Raw genomic sequence first — 17,666 nt, 5'->3', positions numbered from 1 at the left:
CTTTTGAAATAACGCAATATATTAAATTAAGAGGAGAATACATATGGTAGAATGGTTAAAAAATGCGGTATTTTATGAGATTTATCCACAGTCCTTTGCTGATACGAATGCGGACGGCATAGGGGACATGCAGGGGATCATTGAGCATCTGGATTATATTAAAGAGCTTGGGTGCAATGCTATCTGGCTGAATCCCTGCTTTGAGTCTCCGTTTTTGGATGCGGGATATGATGTGTCAGATTATATGAAGGTAGCTCCCCGCTATGGGACGAATGCGGATTTGAAGAGACTGTTTGGCGAGGCTCATAAGCGGGATATGCATGTGCTGTTAGATTTGGTCCCGGGGCATACTTCCTGGGAGCATGAGTGGTTCAAGGAATCGTTAAGACCTGAGAAGAATCCTTATTCGGGACGTTACGTATGGACAGACGACGCGTGGACGGACTTTGAGGGAGATGAGAACATTCGCGGGTTCCTGCGGGGGATGAGCCAGAGGAACGGCTGTGTGGCAGTCAATTTCTATGCACATCAGCCCTGCCTGAATTATGGCTGCTATAAGGTTGAAAATCCCAGTTGGCAGCAGCCGATGGATTCAGAAGATGCAATAGCTACCCGGGAGGCGATTAAGGATGTGATGCGTTTCTGGCTGAAAATGGGCTGCGACGGGTTCCGTGTAGACATGGCAGGCTCACTTGTGAAGAACGACCCCGAGCAGGAAGGGACGATTGCCCTGTGGAAAGATTTCCGCGAGTTTCTAGATAAGGAATTTCCGGATGCGGCTATGATTTCCGAATGGGGGCAGCCGGACAGGAGCCTTCGATCGGGATACCATATGGATTTTATGCTGCATTTTGGCCCGAGCCACTATACGGATCTGTACCATGGGGATAACCCTTATTTCTCACGGGAGGGCAAGGGAAATGCGAAGGCTTTCATCGATTATTATAAGAAATGCTATGAGCCCACCAACGGAAAAGGGATGATCTGTATGCCTTCCGGAAATCATGACATGGAACGTCTGACCAAATGGCTGGATGAGGAAGAGGTCAAGATCGTATTCGCATTCATCCTGTCATTGCCGGGCGCGCCGTTCATCTACTATGGAGATGAGCTTGGGATGCGGTATCTGGCGGATGTGGTGTCTGTGGAAGGTGGTTATATCCGTACGGGTTCCCGTTCCCCGATGCAGTGGGACGACGGGCTGAACGCAGGGTTTTCCGAGGCGAAGGCGGATGAGCTCTATATCCCCATTGACCCGGACGAGAATCGTCCGACGGCGAAGAAGCAGATGGAAGACCCGGACTCCATTTACCATGAGGTGAAGAAGCTCATCGAAGTCCGCCAGTCGGCAAAGGTGCTGCAGAGCGAGGCGAAGATCGAGTTCCTGTATTGTGAGGAAAATGCGTATCCATTGGCGTACAGAAGGTATCATGAAGAGGATTCTGTGCTGATTGTAATCAATCCGTCTGGGAAGGATGCCGAGTTTGCGTATGGCGGGACGTTAGGGGAAGTACTCTACCAGAATGGCGGGGATATGGAACTGAAAGACGGAAAGCTTAGGATTCCGGGGGCGACGGCTGTATTCGTGAAAGAAGTGAAATAGTTTTAAGCCGGGCAATACATTTTGGTGTATTCCCCGGCTGTTTTATATTGAACTCCATAAGAACCTCCTTATTGGGGATTCTGGCTGTGCCGGTTCCGTCTCCCTTTTCCTCTTCTGTGTAAGCCAGATATCCAAGATGCACCAGAAGCCCGTCTTCATCTATATCTATATATGCAAGAAGGGCTTCGGCGGCAGATGTCTTTTTCCAGTAGGATTTGAATTTACCGCTTAACATGGAGCTCATGACAAGGAAGGCAAGAGATAGATGCGCTCCTGCCTTCTATGAATATCCCCAAAGGGCATGTGTGATTAGATTAATACGAATGCCTCATAAGGTCTTAACGTTATTTCTTTCTTGCTGTAGTCGTTTTCCATATTCGCAATCAGGCAGGATTTACCGACGAATTCTTCCGGTATGGTAAAGTCAATCTCCTGATCCGTAAAGTTGCAGACAGTCAGCAGTTTTTTCTCATCCAAAGTCCTTGTATAGACGAACAATTCTTCACTGTCCTCCATAAGCGGCTCGTATTTGCCGTACACCATGATTGGATTCTCTTTCCTCAGTGCAATGAGCTTCTTATAATAGTGGAACACAGAATTGGGGTCTTCTGTCTCAGCCTTGGCATTGATTTCCGTATAATTGGGATTCACGGCAATCCAGGGAGTCCCGGTGGTGAACCCGGCCTGTGCGGAATCGTCCCACTGTACCGGAGTCCTTGCGTTGTCACGGCTTCTGGCTATAATGCAAGGCCAGAAATCTTCATGGGAAACCTCGCCGCTCAGACACCATTCTTTGTAGGCGTTGACGCTCTCAATATCACGGAATTCATCGGGGCTTTGGAAAGGATAGTTGGTCATTCCAAGCTCTTCTCCCTGATAAATGTAAGGAGAACCCTGCATCATATGAAGGCAGGTGGCAAGCATCTTGGCGGAAGCTTCCCGGTACATGGGCCTGTCGTCCCCGAAGCGGGAAACGGCTCTTGGCTGGTCATGGTTATCCCAGAACAAACTATTCCATGCTTTCCCATATAACTCGGTCTGCCAGCGGGTCAGGATATTTTTTAATTTCGTGAGCTGCCATTTCTGGTCGTCCCATTTGCCGTATTTCCCGTGGTTATCTACATGCTCGAACTGGAATACCATATTAAGCTCCCTGGTATCCTCCCCGGCGTACTGTTTTGCCTGTTCCGTAGTCACGCCCGGCGTCTCTCCTACGGTCATAATATCGTATTTGGACAAAACCTTTTCGTTCATCTCCTGGAGATATCTGTGGACGTTGGGCCCATGTATGCAGTAAGGTGAGTAGTCGCCGTAGAAGTCTGTCACCGGACCGTCGGGCATCTCTTTGGTCTTGGAAATCATGCTGATTACGTCCATACGGAAACCATCGATACCCTTGTCGCACCACCAGGTCATCATGTCAAAGACTTCCTTGCGTACCTTTGGGTTGTCCCAGTTCAAATCCGGCTGTTTCCTGGAAAACAGGTGCAGGTAATACATGGCGGTCTGTTCGTCGTACTGCCATGCAGAACCGCTGAAACAGGAGCCCCAGTTGTTGGGAGGAGTTTCGGCGTCCTTCCCTTCCCGCCAGATGTAATAGTCCCGATATTCGTTTTCTTTTGATTTGCGGCTTTCCATAAACCATTTATGTTCGTCGGATGTGTGGTTTACCACCAGGTCCATGACTACCCGCAGGCCTCGCTTGTGGGCTTCTGCGAGCATCTCGTCGAAGTCCTCCATAGTCCCGAATTCATCCATGATTGCCTGATAATCACTGATATCGTAGCCGTTATCATCGTTCGGTGATTTGTAGATTGGGGAGAGCCAAAGTACATCGACTCCTAAATATTTCAGATAATCCAGACGGCTGGTGATTCCCTTGATATCTCCGATTCCGTCTCCGTTGCTGTCCATAAAACTGCGGGGGTAGATTTGATAGATGACAGCCTCTTTCCACCATGTTCTGTTCATATGCTCAGTCCTTTCTTGTCATTTGCCGCCGCCTTTTTGGAAATGGCGTGCAGGCATAGTTTTTATGCTTGTTACATTTCTAATATAATAACCTGATAACCGGATAACTTCAACGACAATCCATCTGCAGAAAGCTCAGGATAGTTGTTCAGCAGTACCTTTTTATATTCAGAAGGAAGTTTGACCGTCTGTGCTTCCTTCTGATAATTTCCCATTACCAGAAGAGTTTTATCCCCCTTGCGGAAATAAGCCATCAGGTTATGGGTATCCGGAAGATACGGCTCAAATGCGCCATACACCACCGTTTCCTGATATTCGGGATTCTTGCGCAGCGAGATCAATTCCTTATAAAAGCTCCTGACAGAATCCGGGTCTTCCATCTGGTTTTCAGCATTAATGGAAGTGTAGTTGGGATTAACCTTCAGCCATGGCATACCTTCTGTGAATCCGGCGTTTGCCTTGCCTGACCACTGCATCGGTGTCCGGGCGTTGTCACGGCTGAATTTTGCAACTGCCTTTAAGGCTTCGGCGGGAGCAAGCCCGGCGTCCAGTGCGACCTGATATTCATCTAGCGTGGAGATATCGTCTACCTCATCGATAGAAGAGAATGGTACGTTTTCCATACCAATTTCCTGTCCCTGATAGATGAAGGGCAGGCCTCTCAGCATAAAATTCAAGGCTGCAAGCAGCTTTTTGCTTTGGACACAGCAGTCCCCCTCCGGGATGTAACGGCTGACGCCCCGAGGCTCATCGTGGTTTTCGATGATATTGGAAAGGAAACCGATGTCTCCAATCTTTGCTTGAGACTCGAAGCAGCAGCGCTTATAATCATCCGGTGTGATTGGTTTCGCATCATACCAACCTTTTTCGCTGTTGCCGAAAATTGTCTCGTTGAAATCGAACATACTGGAAAAATATCCATTTTCACCGATAAAATCAGGAATCTCCTCAGGTTTTTCGTTAAATACTTCTCCTACGGAGAACGCATCATAGTTTTTGAAAGTACGATCCCGCATCTCTCCTAAGAATGTTCCGATGCCGTTCGCTTCTTTGAGCATTGTCTGGATATTGCACAGACCGTCGCTCCGGTCAGGCTCATAGCTCCTGAATGGCAGGGCCTTTTTGATATTGATGATTGCGTCGATACGGAAACCGCCAAGACCCTTGTCAAGCCACCAGTTGATGTTCTTGTAAACTTCTTCGCGAAGTTCTGGGTTCTCCCAGTTCAAATCCGGCTGTTTCTTATGGAATACATGCAGGTATTGTTTGTCTGTTCCCGGGAGGTCTTCCCAGACCGGGCCTCCAAAGTAAGAGCGCCAGTTCGTAGGGAGTTCACCTTCTTTTTTATCCCTCAGATAGAAGAAATTCCCGTATTTCCCGTCCGGGTCTTCACAGGCTTTTTTGAACCATTCATGTTCGTCGGAACAGTGGTTCACCACCAAATCCATCAGAATGTACATATTACGTTTTTTTGCTTCTTCTATTAACTGCTCCATATCCTCCATGGTTCCGAAACGCGGGTCGATATCGTAGTAATCGGAAATGTCGTACCCCTCGTCGGCAAGGGGAGAGCGGTAGCAGGGGGAAAGCCAGATAATGTCAATCCCTAAGTCCTGTAAATAATCCAATTTGCTGATGATTCCCGGAATGTCTCCGATTCCGTCCCCATTAGAATCATAGAAACTCTTTGGATAGATTTGATAAGCTACCTTGTCATGCCACCATTTTTTCGTCATAGCCATACCTCCGTGATTGCTGTATTTTAGATAAAAAATATCAAATTCTATGTGGTTTATTATAGCTGTGTATTTTGGATTTGTCTTATATTTCTCTGATTAAAAATTACGATATTTTGACTTTTTTGAAAATGTAGTCGTGTTTATTGGGCTATGATACAAATGGAATTTAACTTTACAAGAAACTGTAGAATTAAAAAAATTTGACATACGTGTTAGTACGTATTATAATATTGTAAAAGGAGGAAATAATGAAGACATCAGAACTCATAAAGATTTTAAAGAAGAATGGATGTTTTTTCGTGGAACATGGTAAAGAACATGATAAATGGCATAGTGGCAAAACGGGGAAGGATATCAGGATTCCAAGGCATTTAAGTAAAGAAATCCCAAGTGGCACAGCGAATCGAATATTAAAAGATGCGGGGTTGAAATAAGGAGGTAAAATATGGCTAAATATGTATATCCTGCGGTTTTTACACAGGAGGAAAAAGGATTTTCAGTATGGTTCCCGGATTTGGAGGGATGCTATACCTGCGGAGATGACTTAAACGATGCAATCAGGATGGCAGAGGATGTTCTGGCATATGTACTGTATGATTATGAACGGAAAAGAAAAGAGATTCCGGCGCCATCCCAGCGAAATGCGATTGAACTTGAATCTAAACGGGATTTCGTGAATGATATTGCCTGTGATACGATAGAATATGCAAAGATGCACAATCATAAAGCTATCAAAAAGACGCTGACGATTCCTGAATGGCTGAATGAAGAGGCAATGGCGTTGGGTGTGAATTTTTCTCAGGTTTTGAAGGAGGCGCTTCTGGCAAAAATAAACGCAGGCAGATAATGCTTCTTTCCGTCAGAGCCGCCTCCCATTTTCATGGGAATCATTCCTATATTTCAGCGGAGTCATCTCCGTATATTTCTTGAACGCACGGAGAAAATTTCCCAGATTATTATATCCACATTCCAGGCAGACCTCCATCACAGGCAGGTCTGTCTCCTTGAGCAGCCGCATTGCCTGTTTGATACGGTATTCATTGAGATATTCCATGGGGGAACGCCCAATAGATTTCTTAAAAAAACGGCAGAAATACTGCTCGTTCATATGCACCTGTTCTGCAAGGTCTTGAATATAAATCTTCTCTTTGTAGTTTTCCCTGATATAAGTAAGGACGGTCTTAATCCCTTCCACACGCTTGTCCAGATTCTTCTCCGTAGGCGTAAAGAGCCTGTAGCTTGAGAGAACGGCGAGAATATGGAGCAGGGATGATTTGATGAATAACTGGTTCGTCAGATCATCTGTAACGGCTCCGTTTCCGGGAACGTCTGATTCATCCGGCCTATGCCCGAAGGATTGCATGGTGTCAAGAAACGCATCCCGGACAGACAGAAATCCCGGGTGGGTGGGCAGAAGGCAGCGAGGGAACCGCATGTTTCCGTTTCGGATAGGCTGTATCAACTGCATCTGTGCGGCATCGTAGGAGTCGAAACTTAAAATATCCAGTGAAAAGACGACGGCATCTTCGCCGGGGCTTCCTGCTTGTTCCTTGTAAATACTGTGCAGTTCACCGGGATTGATGAAGTACAGCGCCTCCGAGTGGACAAAAAATTGCTCCATGTTGATTTCAAGACGAAATTCTCCGCCGAAAAAATATAAGATCTCCACTTCGTCGTGCCAGTGGTGCTTAACAAGGGTTCCTTTGCCGACGGAGCGGGTCTGGTAGAAAGCACAGGGAAAAGATTTTGTGCCGTGAAGGCTGATTTCTTTTAGTGTGGGCGATAATTGCTGCATGTAATCCCTCCATTCGTTTCTGCCCATAGCTTGCTGTGTATATTATTTTCCTGCCTGATCTTTCACACGGTGGCTGTCAATAATCAGCCGGACAGAGCGGTAAAGAAATGGCTTGTACTGTTCAATCGGCAGAGGCTCTTTGTACAGGATGGAGTTATACCCGGCAGACCCGGCAAGCTCCACGATGGTAAAAAGCATCACCTCGATATCCTGATATTCATAAGAATCCTGGCGTACCATATCCAGGAATATCTCATAAAAATCCGTATCCGAACGCTCGCCGGTCAGAAGGACAGACCTAAGCGCCCCCATGACCAGATTCTTGGAAATGAAGTTCATGAGAGGGATGTTGAGGACCAGCGTATCTATAATATGATTGATAATAAAAATCAACTGCTCGTCCAGCCCTATGACAGGATTTGGGGCATGGTCAAGTGCAAACTTCGCCCTATGGAACAGTTCATGGGTCTTGTGGGCGATGAGCTTGTTCCGTATGTCATATTTGTCCTTAAAATACAGATAGAACGTACCTTTTGCAACCCCCGCCTTCTCTACGATATCGGATATGGCGGTGGAGTTGATTCCCTTTGTAATGAAAAGGTCATAGGCACTATTGAACAGTGTTTCCTTTTTCTTTTTCTTATTCTCGTCAATTTTCCCCATTCTAATCGACTGTCCTTTCCTTGCTATCCCCAAAGTGTGTTTGTATCCTTATTATAACATGTCACCAACCGGAGGTTGATGACCTGCGTACGCATCAGCGTACTTCCTTATTATAACCAGAAAATAAGCGGATTTTCAAGTACTTTTGAATAAAATGACTAAAAGTCAATTTTTTATAAAAATGGTATTGACTATTGGTCATTTCTGTAGTATAGTGCATATTGTAAGAAATGACCAACGGTCATAAAGTGAAACACGCTGACGCGTGCCTTGTCATCAGCCTTTGGCTGGCGGCAAATCAGAATATGAAAAAGGAGCAGTGAGAGTATGGTTCAGTTTGGGAAAAAAGTGGTGAAGTACAGGGCAGCGATTTTGGTTTTCAGTATATTGCTGCTGATTCCTTCCGTACTGGGATATGTGAATACCAGAGTGAATTACGATGTCCTGACGTATCTGCCGGAGGATATCGAGACCATGAAGGGTCAGGATATCATGGTAGAAGATTTCGGGACGGGCGCATTTTCCATGTTTATCGTAGACGGCATGGAAGATAAGGATATTGTAAAATTGAAGAAAGAAATTGAGGAAATCGACCATGTAGGGAACGTGCTGTGGTACGACTCCGTGATGGATATCTCGGTTCCGGAGAGTATGCTGCCGGATGAACTCTACAAGGTGTTTAATTCTGATACGGGAACTATGATGGCAATTTTCTTCGACGAGGGGACTTCCTCCGACGGAACCATGGGAGCCATTGAAGAGATTCGGAAAATTGCGGGAAAGCAGTGCTTTTTAAGCGGTATGTCCGCCATTGTGACCGATACGAAGAACCTTGCCGAGAAAGAGACGCCCCTCTACGTATTAATTGCAGTTGCACTGGCAGTCCTGGTGTTGGGAATTACGATGGAATCCTTCTTTGTGCCGGTACTGTTCCTGCTGAGTATTGGAATGGCGATTCTCTACAATCTGGGAAGTAATTATTTCCTTGGAGAGATTTCATATATTACAAAGGCATTGGCAGCAGTATTACAGTTGGGCGTTACGCTGGATTACTCCATTTTCCTGATGCACAGCTATGAAGAGCAGCAGGAACGGTTTCATGGGGATAAGAAGCGGGCGATGGCCCATGCGATTTCCCATACCTTTTCTTCCGTGGTGGGAAGTTCCATTACAACGGTTGCAGGATTTATCGCACTGTGTTTCATGAGCTTCACCTTGGGGCTGGATATCGGGGTCGTCATGGCGAAGGGCGTCGTCTTCGGTGTGATTGCCTGTGTTACGGTTCTGCCATCCATGATTCTGTGCTGTGACAAAATCATCGAGAAGACGAAACATAAGCCGCTTTTGCCGGATATCGGCAGGTTGTCGGAGAAGGTCACGAAGCGTTATCTCTGGTATGTGGCTGCCTTCCTGATACTTTTGTTCCCTGCGGTCTATGGAAATAACCATACAGGGGTTTACTATAATCTGGATGAGACGCTTCCTAAGGAGCTACCGAGTATTATTGCAAATGAGAAGCTGAAGGAAGATTATGAGATGAATACCACCCACATTCTGCTGCTTGACAGCTCCGTACCATCCTCGGATGTGGGGAAGATGCTGAAACAAATCGAGAAGGTAGACGGCGTAAAGTGGGCGCTGGGCTTAGATAAACTGGTAGGTCCGGGAGTTCCTTCCGATATGCTTCCGGAGTCGGTCACGAGTATGCTAAAGACGGATAAATACCAGATGGTGATGGTCAATTCTTTATATAAAGTAGCGTCTGATGAGGTAAATAAACAGATAGAAGAGATTAATGAGATTATGGACCAGTTTGACGAGAAGGCAATGCTGGTGGGAGAAGGGCCGCTGACGGCAGATTTGATTACCATTACGGATAAAGATTTCAAGACGGTAAGCGTGGTATCCATTGGAATTATTTTCATTATTATATTGATTCTGTTCCAGTCCATTTCCCTGCCGATTATACTGGTAGGCGTGATTGAATTTGCAATCTTTGTCAATATGGGTATCCCCTTCTATACGGGGACGACGCTGCCCTTTGTGGCTTCTATCGTAATCGGCACCATACAGCTTGGCTCGACTGTGGATTATGCCATTCTTATGACCACGCGGTATAAGCGGGAGAGAAGCCAGGGAAGAAGTAAATACGATGCGGTCACGATTGCCCATCGCGCTTCGGCACAGTCTATTATGGTAAGCGCATTCAGCTTCTTTGCGGCAACGGTTGGCGTAGGTTTGTTTTCAAATATTGACATGATTAGTTCCCTTTGTATCTTGATGGCGCGAGGGGCGATTATCAGTATGGTTGTAGTAGTATTGATTCTTCCGTCAATGTTCATGGTATTTGACAAGGTGATTGTGAAGACTAGCCGGGGATTTTTACCCAAGACGGCAAAGAGTGACCGTAAGCGTAAGGACTCTATGAAAGAGTGCTCGGACAGCGGGATGTAAGGCAATGATGCGAAAAAGCAGGTAAGTATGAAGGTTTGGCAAATGCCCGTATATTGCAGCAGATTTGCTGGAGGCGGGCAATGAAAAATTGTGCAGGAGGTATGATGTTATGAATAGAAACAGGAAACGGGTAATGGCGGGAGCTATGGCGGCCGTTATGGCGGCAGGAACGGTCGGAGCGTATGAATATCAGGGATTAGGTACGGAAGTAATGGCAGAGGAGGAAACGACGGAGGCTCTTGAAGAAGCAGCCAATGCCGTGCTTGAGGGAAAAGAAAGTAATGACCAGGAAACTGCGGGAAAGACGGAGGGATCTATGTTCAAAGAAGAGTCCGTCTATGTGAAAGCAGACGCGGCGGGCAATGTCAGCAACACTACGGTAACGGAGTGGCTCAAGAATCCTGAAAACGGAGACTTTGCCGACATTTCAGGATTAAAGGATATCCGCAATATCAAGGGAGAGGAAGAATTTTCCAAAGGAAGCGGCGAGGAGCTGACATGGAAGTCAGAGGGCAGCGACATTTATTATCAGGGTACTACGGATGAGAAGCTGCCGGTAGATGTAAATATTTCCTATAAATTGGACGGGAAAGAGATAAAAGCAGAAGAGCTGGCAGGAAAAGACGGTAAGGTAGAAATCCATATCGAGTATGAGAACCACTCAAAGGAGAATGTTGAGATTGACGGTGAAAATGTTGAGATGTATACGCCGTTTACCATGGTGACATCCATGATGCTCCCCATAGACGAGTATACCAATGTGGAAATCGACAACGGGAAAATCATGTCGGATGCAGACAAGAATATTGTGGTGGGGCTTGGTTTCCCGGGACTTTCCGAGAACCTGAAACTGAAAGAGCTGGATCTTGATATCCCTGAAAGCGTGACCATTACGGCGGATGTAAAGGATGCTTCGGTTGGCCCTACAATCACGGTGGCTTCCGCAGAGATTATGGAAGAGTTTGATTTAAGCGACGTCCATGATTTCGACAGCCTGGAGGATTCCATCCATGAGCTTGAGGATGCTTCCGGGAAACTTGAAGATGGCTCGAAAGAAGCGTCCGACGGGGCAGAGAAGCTTAAAGACGGGGCAAAGGAAGCCGCCGACGGGGCAAAGGAACTGGCAGACGGCTCGAAGGAAGCCGCCAGCGGAGCGAAAGAACTGGCAGACGGCTCGAAGGAAGCCGCCAGCGGAGCAAAAGAATTGGCGGACGGCTCGAAGGAAGCCGCCAGCGGGGCGAGAGAACTGGCAGCAGGAACGAAAGAGGCGGTGAATGGAGCAAAGGCATTGGCAGATGGCTCTAAGAATGCAGCAGATGGGGCAAAGGCGCTTGCAGACGGCTCAAAAACATTGTCAGAGGGCGTAAATGAATTGAACAGTAAGAGCGGCGTACTGGCAGAAGGGATTGGGAACCTGTCAGACGGTGTGAAGACGTATACTTCCGGCGTAGCACAGCTAGATGCTGCAAGTAAGCAGCTTCTGGACGGGGCAAATGAGCTTGGAAGCGGAGCGGATACATTGAAGAACGGTATAGACGCCGCTTATAGCGGCGCATATGAGCTTGCCGGAGGCTGTTCTGCCCTGAAAGCATTGATTGGCAGCGCAGGCAGTACGGCAGAAGGCGTGGCGGGAAATCTTGGGGCGGCAGACGGCGCGCTTACAAGGGCGGCAAATGCCCTTGCAGGAGCAGATGCCGCAGCAGGCCAGTATGCAGTTGTGGGGACATCGGACGCGGCTTTGGCGATTGCAGAGATGACGGGTACGGAAATAAGCGCGGCAGAGATTCAGGCAGTGATTGACAGCTATGTGGATGCTGTTACGGTAGGGAGGTCAGACCCTTCGGCGGACATCAATTATGCAATGTCAGAGATTTATGAAGCACAGAATTCCATCTATGCAGCCCAGGGTGCGGCGCAAGGAGCAGATGCGAACGCCCAGTTGGCGGCAGCGGTGGAGCAGTTGGATGCCGGGGCGCAGAATTTGATGGCCGGGCTTGGCGGCGCCGACGGGGCAGGCGGGTTAAAAGGCGGAGCAGCTTCTTTGTCGGAGGGGATGTCAAACTTATCTGCCGGTATCGCGGGACTTTCAGAAGGTGCGGCAGAATTAAACAGCAAAAGCGGTCAGTTGGTGGATGGGGCAAGCCAGTTGAAGGACAGCAGCCCACAGTTGATTGCAGGAATCAATGCTCTGGCAAACGGAGCGAAGGATTTGGCAAACGGAGCCGATACTCTGGCGGATGGAAACCGGCAGCTCTCCTCTGGGGCGGGCGCGCTGCTTAGCGGAAACCAACAGCTTGCGGATGGAGCCGGAGCGCTTTTTGCAGGAAATCAGAAATTAGCAGATGGAGCAGGGGCGCTTTTTGCGGGCAACCAGAAACTTGCAGATGGAGCAGGGGCTTTGGCCGACGGGAACCAGAAACTTTTTGCCGGGGCGGGGACGCTTGCCGACGGGAACCGGCAGCTTGCCGACGGGGCGGGCGCGTTAGCCGATGGGAACCGGCAGCTTGCCGACGGAATGTCAGAGTTTAAGACATCGGGCATTGACAAACTGACGGATGTATTTGACAATGATATTCAGTCTGTAAAATCAAGGATTGACGCAATGTCAGACCTGGGGAAGAGTTATAAGTCCTTTGCAGGAATCAGGGAAGGGATGAATGGAAGTACTAAGTTCATCATTGAGACTGAAGGAGTAGAAAAGTAGGGAAAGTGCAGATAGGGAAAAGTTGTGGGAAAGGCTGGCGCATCGTTTGGTGCGGCGGCCTTTTGCAGTATGATATACCTTATTGGAGTATATCCCTTATGCGATCCCCTCAGGGGATTTAAAAGAGGAAGACGGGATTGTTTACCTGCCTTTATACATGGCGTCATTGCTGTAGCCAATCTTTCAGTCTATATTTTCGATTGTAGAGCCGCCCCGTATGTGATAAAATAGAACCTATGAGGAGGAACGTACATTATGGGATTAAGTGTAGAAGAGATGCTGAATATCGACATATTCAGCGGCGCAAAACTTCTGGGCGGCGCGGCGGGCCTTGGCAATGAGATTAAGGGCGCAACAATCATAGAAGCGCCGGACATCGTGAAATTTATTAGCGGCGGGGAAGTGTTGCTGACACGATTCTATGCGTTCCAGTTCTGTACATCGGAGGAATTTGACAGTTATTTTCGGGAACTGGCGCAAAAAAGGGTCAGCGCCATCGTGATAAAGCGTGGGAACGACGTGGATGACATTGAAGAGAAGGTAAAGTATATTCTGGAATTTGCGGAAGAATACGCAGTTCCGGTTCTGGAAGTGGCGTTCGAGCTGTCCTTCAGGGAGATTTTAAGGCCGATTCTGGAGCGGCTGTTCAATGAGGAGGTCCGGCGGCTCAAGTATTTTAAGACCACCCACGATAACTTTACGGCTCTGTCATTCTTACGTGGTTCCGGGGAGGACAGCCTCCAGAAGATCCTGGATGTCCTTGAGAAGCTGATTGGCAATCCCGCCGCTCTTTTTAACCAGAATATGGACTATCTGGCGGGGACGGAAGGCAGCGCGCAGAAGATGGCAATCTCGGACAATGCGGAGGAATATCAGCCTCAGTTTTACTCTAATTATACATATCTGAGACAGAAAGTCACCCTGACGGATGAAGAGCCAAAGGTATGTTACCAGTACATCGTGAAGTGGAGGATTATGTATAACCGCAGAGTCTATCTGGTCATAACGGCGTCCAACAGCCAATTCGGGGATATGGATGATATTGCGGTAGAGAATGCAGTGACGGCATTGAAACAGGAGATGTTTCGCCAGCACACGGTGGAGGAGTTAGAGGAGAAGTTCCAGAATGATATCATTACACAGATTTTGAACGGGAATTTCCATTCGCGCAAAGAGCTGGAACGGGAGGTCAAGCGCCTGGGGATTCCGGTTGACGCAAATTACCGGGTGTTGATTTTCAAGCTGTGGAACGAGTGTACCGGGGGGTTCGAGAAGCTGAACGAGCAGTTCAAATTCGACAGTATTCTCAGGGACGCTGTGGTAAATGAATTCGGAGACGTCAGGGTCAGGAATGACGTGGACCAGGTAATCGTGATACAGCAGATATATCCGGAACAGAAACAGGAAGATTACCGTAAAGAGCTGAAAGAAACGGTGGAAAAGATCCAGAAACGAATCTGCCAGAAAAATAAAAACCTGAAAGTCCGCGCCGGCGTCGGAAAAGAAGTGGAGGGGGTTTTTAAACTTTCGGACAGTTTTAAGGAGGCGCGGGATTCTCTGGAATTTATCGGCATTTTTAAGGAGCGCAGCGCCGAGCAGAACCATCACATCGTATTTTTTTCCGATATGGGAATCTTTAAGCTCTTGTGCAAGGCAGATAATCCGGAGGAACTCTATGAGTATATTCCGGAGTCTCTGCAGAAGCTGCTCCATTATAAGAAGCAGCAGAGGCAAGAGCTGATTCTCACCTTGAATACCTACCTTGACCGTAACCAGAACTTGACGAAGACGGCCCAGGAGCTTTTTATCCATTACAAGACGGCGGCGTACCGGATTGACCGGATCGTCAAGATTACGGGAATTGACATGAATAATGCAAGCGAAGTGCTGGCGGTCCGGATCGGGCTGATTGTACATAGGATGATTGAGAATATGAAGAGGTAGTGCGCTGATGCGCACGCAGGTCATCAACCTGCCGGTTGGTGACAAGATATGAAGAGGTAGTGCGCTGATGCGCACGCAGGTCATCAACCTGCCGGTTGGTGACAAGATATGAAAAGGTAGTGCGCTGGAGATATTATTTGTCCAAAATGGATAAAGAATATCTCCTTTTTTATCCTTTTTCTCCAATGTATATTGTTAATTATTTATCTATAATGTGAACTATAGATAAGATTTATATATCTAATAGGGTTCTTCTATGCAATTTCACTATATTGAGAGATATGGATTTGTGAAATATGCTGAATGATGAAAGGAGGAAGAAGCAGCGACTATGAAAGCAAACGGAAAAAGAGTTGTTTCCCGGTTAGAGGAAATCTACCAGTGCGGGAAAAAGGAAGACGGAACCTTTACCAGAATGGCATTTTCCACAGAAGATGTAAAAGGAAGAAAACTCTTTGCTTCCTGGGCTCAAAAGCTTGGCATGGCATGCAGGGTAGACGAGGCGGGCAATTTAATCTGCCGTATGTCAGGGCAGGACGACAGCCTTCCGGCAATCCTTATGGGTTCCCATCTGGATACTGTGCCGGATGGAGGGAAGTATGACGGGGTTCTCGGATGTGTGGGCGCCCTTGAGGTCTGCGAGACGTTCCGGGAGGAAGGATATGTCCCCAAGCACCCCATTGAGGTGATTGTATTTACCGATGAGGAAGGCTTCCGGTTCGGGAAAGGGCTTACTGGAAGCAGCGCTATCTGCGGGCAGGATCCGGGAGTCAAAGATTCAGAATTAGATATTTACGGAGAAGAGAGAGGAAAGGTCATGCAGTCTTACGGCATCACAAGCAAAGAGATGCCAAAAGCGGCGAAAGACCCGAAATCCGTCCATTGTTTTATAGAGCTCCATGTGGAACAGGGAGCAAGGTTATATAAGACTCATACGTCTGTGGGAGTCGTATCTTCTATCGCAGGCGTGAACCGCTATGACGTCACAGTGACCGGTGAGGCGAACCATGCCGGAAGTACGGCGATGGCAGACCGTAAGGACGCGCTGGTGGCTGCGGCAGGATTTATCAACAAGATACCAGAGGTTACAACAGAGTACGGCAATGAATTTACCGTTGCAACTGTAGGCACGATAAAAGTGACGCCGCATTCTGTCAATGTAATTCCAGGCACCTGCACATTCAGCCTGGAGATCAGGGACCAGGATGACGAAGTCATGTCTCTGATCGAACAAAAATTGCAGGCATCCCTGGGGGACATCTGTAAGAAATATGGAGTTTCCTATACATTTGTCCCCACATCCTTCCATGAGCCGGCGCCTATGACGGCGTGGGTGAAGGACAGTGTGGAACAGGCAGTAAAAGAGCTTGGCATCGGCTACAGCGTCATTCCAAGCGGCGCGTTCCATGACTCCCTGATTATGGCGGGCACATTCCCGACAGGAATGATTTTCGTCCCAAGTGAAAAGGGAATCAGCCATTCCAGATATGAGTTTACGGAAGATAAGGATATTGAGATTGGATGCAACGTATTGCTAAAGGCAGTTTTAAACGTAGATAACATGGAACAACCATGTTAGAAAAATAAAAAGAAGGAAGGTAATCACTATGGCAAAGAAAAAAATCGGTATCATCGGCGGAGGTATCTCCGGAACGGCGCTCGGCTATCATTTAAGCCTTTATGACGGAGAAGCAGAGGTGATCGTATTTGAGAAAGACACCATCGGAGGAGCTTCCACGGCAAAATCAGCAGGTACGGTATGTCTGTTTGACGACTCTCTCAAGAATAGGTATTGGGACGTAAGGCTTTACGGATTCGAGTCTTATCTCAAGATGGAAGCTGAGGAGAAAGGGTCCGCTGGTTTTGACAAGACCGGAACACTGGTTGTAGCTACCAACGAGGAAGTAGAGAAAGTCATTAAGACTGGTATCGCCCTTGCAAAGGCAGCAGGCTACACAGGCGAGTACATCACAGACAAAGACCGTATCAAAGAGATCTTGCCGGACATTTCCACGGACAACATTCTCGGCGCAGGTTACACGGCAGACGACGGGTACTTCGACGGAACCATGATTTCCAATACATATGCCAAGAAGTTCCAGAAGAACGGCGGCGTGGTAAAGACTGGTGTCAAGGTGACAGAGGTCGTAGTTGAGGACAAGAAGGTGAAGGGCCTGAAAACGGACGACGGACAGGAATATGAATTTGACGTAGTTGTTGACTGTACCGGGCCATGGAGCAAGTTTACGGGTGAGATGGTAGGCTTAGACGTACCGATCTGGCATACCAAGGCAGAAGCTTTCTTCTTATGCCCTCCGGGAAAGAAGCTTGACTACACCTTCCCTGTATTGAAATATCCAGAGTTCTACGGACTCAGGGCCGGCGACAACATCTTTATCTGTAAGTCACACTTATCCATGGATCTGAGCAACCCGATGCATGCGGGACAGTGGGATCCGGATAAATTGCCGGCGACAGGCGGAACAGACGATTACTTCATCGACTTCCTGCTTGACCAGTTAGAGGCAAAGGTTCCTGGAATCGTAGACAGCGGATTGGTATCCTCCTGGTTATCCTACCGTGCAGAGCCTAAGGATTTCTGGCCAATCTTAGGCGAGACCCCGGTAGAAGGCTACATGCTTTCCACAGGATACGGCGGGAACGGCGTGATCGAAGCTCCGGCTGCAACACGCGACCTTGCAAAATTAATCATGCGCGGCGAGAGTACGCCATTGCTGGAGAATTGGGCATTTAAGCGTCTCCTGTAGAAGAAAAACAGTGAGTGAATTCAGA

13 protein-coding genes are annotated in these 17,666 nt (G+C 47.7%); 8 read left to right on the top strand and 5 right to left on the bottom strand.

What is annotated here, in order from left to right:
* Positions 1-43: 43 nt before the first annotated feature.
* Entirely contained in the window at positions 44-1,603 is a 1,560-nt protein-coding gene (locus AC6I3O_RS16135) for an alpha-amylase family glycosyl hydrolase (protein ID WP_497851777.1), read from the top strand.
* Here the strand turns inward: AC6I3O_RS16135 and AC6I3O_RS16130 are convergent.
* The 3 genes from AC6I3O_RS16130 to AC6I3O_RS16120 all read right to left on the bottom strand — a co-directional run bounded on the left by AC6I3O_RS16130 (position 1,557) and on the right by AC6I3O_RS16120 (position 5,310).
* Positions 1,557-1,838: a hypothetical protein gene (locus AC6I3O_RS16130; RefSeq protein ID WP_497851776.1), complete on the bottom strand. Its 282-nt coding sequence runs from the start codon at positions 1,836-1,838 to the stop codon at positions 1,557-1,559. The two genes, AC6I3O_RS16135 and AC6I3O_RS16130, sit on opposite strands and share 47 nt — an antisense overlap.
* A 74-nt stretch (positions 1,839-1,912) precedes the next feature.
* Positions 1,913-3,574 carry a glycoside hydrolase family 13 protein gene (locus AC6I3O_RS16125; RefSeq protein WP_497851775.1) on the bottom strand — a complete coding sequence of 554 codons (1,662 nt, stop codon included), beginning with the start codon at positions 3,572-3,574 and terminating at the stop codon, positions 1,913-1,915.
* Between the two features lie 71 nt (positions 3,575-3,645).
* Positions 3,646-5,310, bottom strand: coding sequence for an alpha-glucosidase (locus AC6I3O_RS16120; protein ID WP_497851774.1), 1,665 nt, complete (start codon positions 5,308-5,310; stop codon positions 3,646-3,648).
* A 251-nt stretch (positions 5,311-5,561) separates the two neighbouring features.
* On the opposite strand from AC6I3O_RS16120, the gene AC6I3O_RS16115 reads away from it, so the two are divergent.
* Both AC6I3O_RS16115 and AC6I3O_RS16110 read left to right on the top strand, forming a co-directional pair.
* Complete coding sequence (locus AC6I3O_RS16115) at positions 5,562-5,747, top strand: type II toxin-antitoxin system HicA family toxin (protein ID WP_497851773.1); 186 nt, start codon at positions 5,562-5,564, stop codon at positions 5,745-5,747.
* 11 nt (positions 5,748-5,758) lie between these two features.
* Positions 5,759-6,160, top strand: a complete 402-nt coding sequence (locus AC6I3O_RS16110; RefSeq protein ID WP_497851772.1) for a type II toxin-antitoxin system HicB family antitoxin — start codon at positions 5,759-5,761, stop codon at positions 6,158-6,160.
* A gap of 12 nt (positions 6,161-6,172) precedes the next feature.
* Here AC6I3O_RS16110 and AC6I3O_RS16105 read toward each other — a convergent pair whose 3' ends face one another.
* Together AC6I3O_RS16105 and AC6I3O_RS16100 are read right to left on the bottom strand one after the other, a co-directional pair.
* Positions 6,173-7,108 carry an AraC family transcriptional regulator gene (locus AC6I3O_RS16105; RefSeq protein ID WP_497851771.1) on the bottom strand — a complete coding sequence of 312 codons (936 nt, stop codon included), beginning with the start codon at positions 7,106-7,108 and terminating at the stop codon, positions 6,173-6,175.
* A 42-nt stretch (positions 7,109-7,150) separates the two neighbouring features.
* Complete coding sequence (locus AC6I3O_RS16100) at positions 7,151-7,771, bottom strand: TetR/AcrR family transcriptional regulator (RefSeq protein ID WP_497851770.1); 621 nt, start codon at positions 7,769-7,771, stop codon at positions 7,151-7,153.
* A gap of 327 nt (positions 7,772-8,098) precedes the next feature.
* Here AC6I3O_RS16100 and AC6I3O_RS16095 point away from each other — a divergent pair, with 327 nt between their 5' ends.
* The 5 genes from AC6I3O_RS16095 to AC6I3O_RS16075 all read left to right on the top strand — a co-directional run bounded on the left by AC6I3O_RS16095 (position 8,099) and on the right by AC6I3O_RS16075 (position 17,641).
* Positions 8,099-10,225, top strand: a complete 2,127-nt coding sequence (locus tag AC6I3O_RS16095; RefSeq protein WP_497851769.1) for an efflux RND transporter permease subunit — start codon at positions 8,099-8,101, stop codon at positions 10,223-10,225.
* Between the two features lie 109 nt (positions 10,226-10,334).
* On the top strand, positions 10,335-12,929 hold the full coding sequence (locus AC6I3O_RS16090; protein ID WP_497851768.1) for a hypothetical protein: 2,595 nt from the start codon (positions 10,335-10,337) through the stop codon (positions 12,927-12,929).
* 255 nt (positions 12,930-13,184) lie between these two features.
* Positions 13,185-14,873, top strand: coding sequence for a PucR family transcriptional regulator (locus tag AC6I3O_RS16085; protein WP_497851767.1), 1,689 nt, complete (start codon positions 13,185-13,187; stop codon positions 14,871-14,873).
* A 331-nt stretch (positions 14,874-15,204) separates the two neighbouring features.
* Positions 15,205-16,452 carry a Zn-dependent hydrolase gene (locus AC6I3O_RS16080; RefSeq protein ID WP_497851766.1) on the top strand — a complete coding sequence of 416 codons (1,248 nt, stop codon included), beginning with the start codon at positions 15,205-15,207 and terminating at the stop codon, positions 16,450-16,452.
* Positions 16,453-16,480: 28 nt separating this feature from the next.
* Complete coding sequence (locus tag AC6I3O_RS16075; RefSeq protein WP_497851765.1) at positions 16,481-17,641, top strand: NAD(P)/FAD-dependent oxidoreductase; 1,161 nt, start codon at positions 16,481-16,483, stop codon at positions 17,639-17,641.
* Positions 17,642-17,666 lie beyond the last annotated feature (25 nt).

The sequence above is a fragment of the Sporofaciens sp. St.21A7 genome (genome assembly GCF_059728535.1).
Note: the sequence above shows the minus strand (reverse complement) of the source record. Positions and strands in the feature narration are given on the sequence as shown.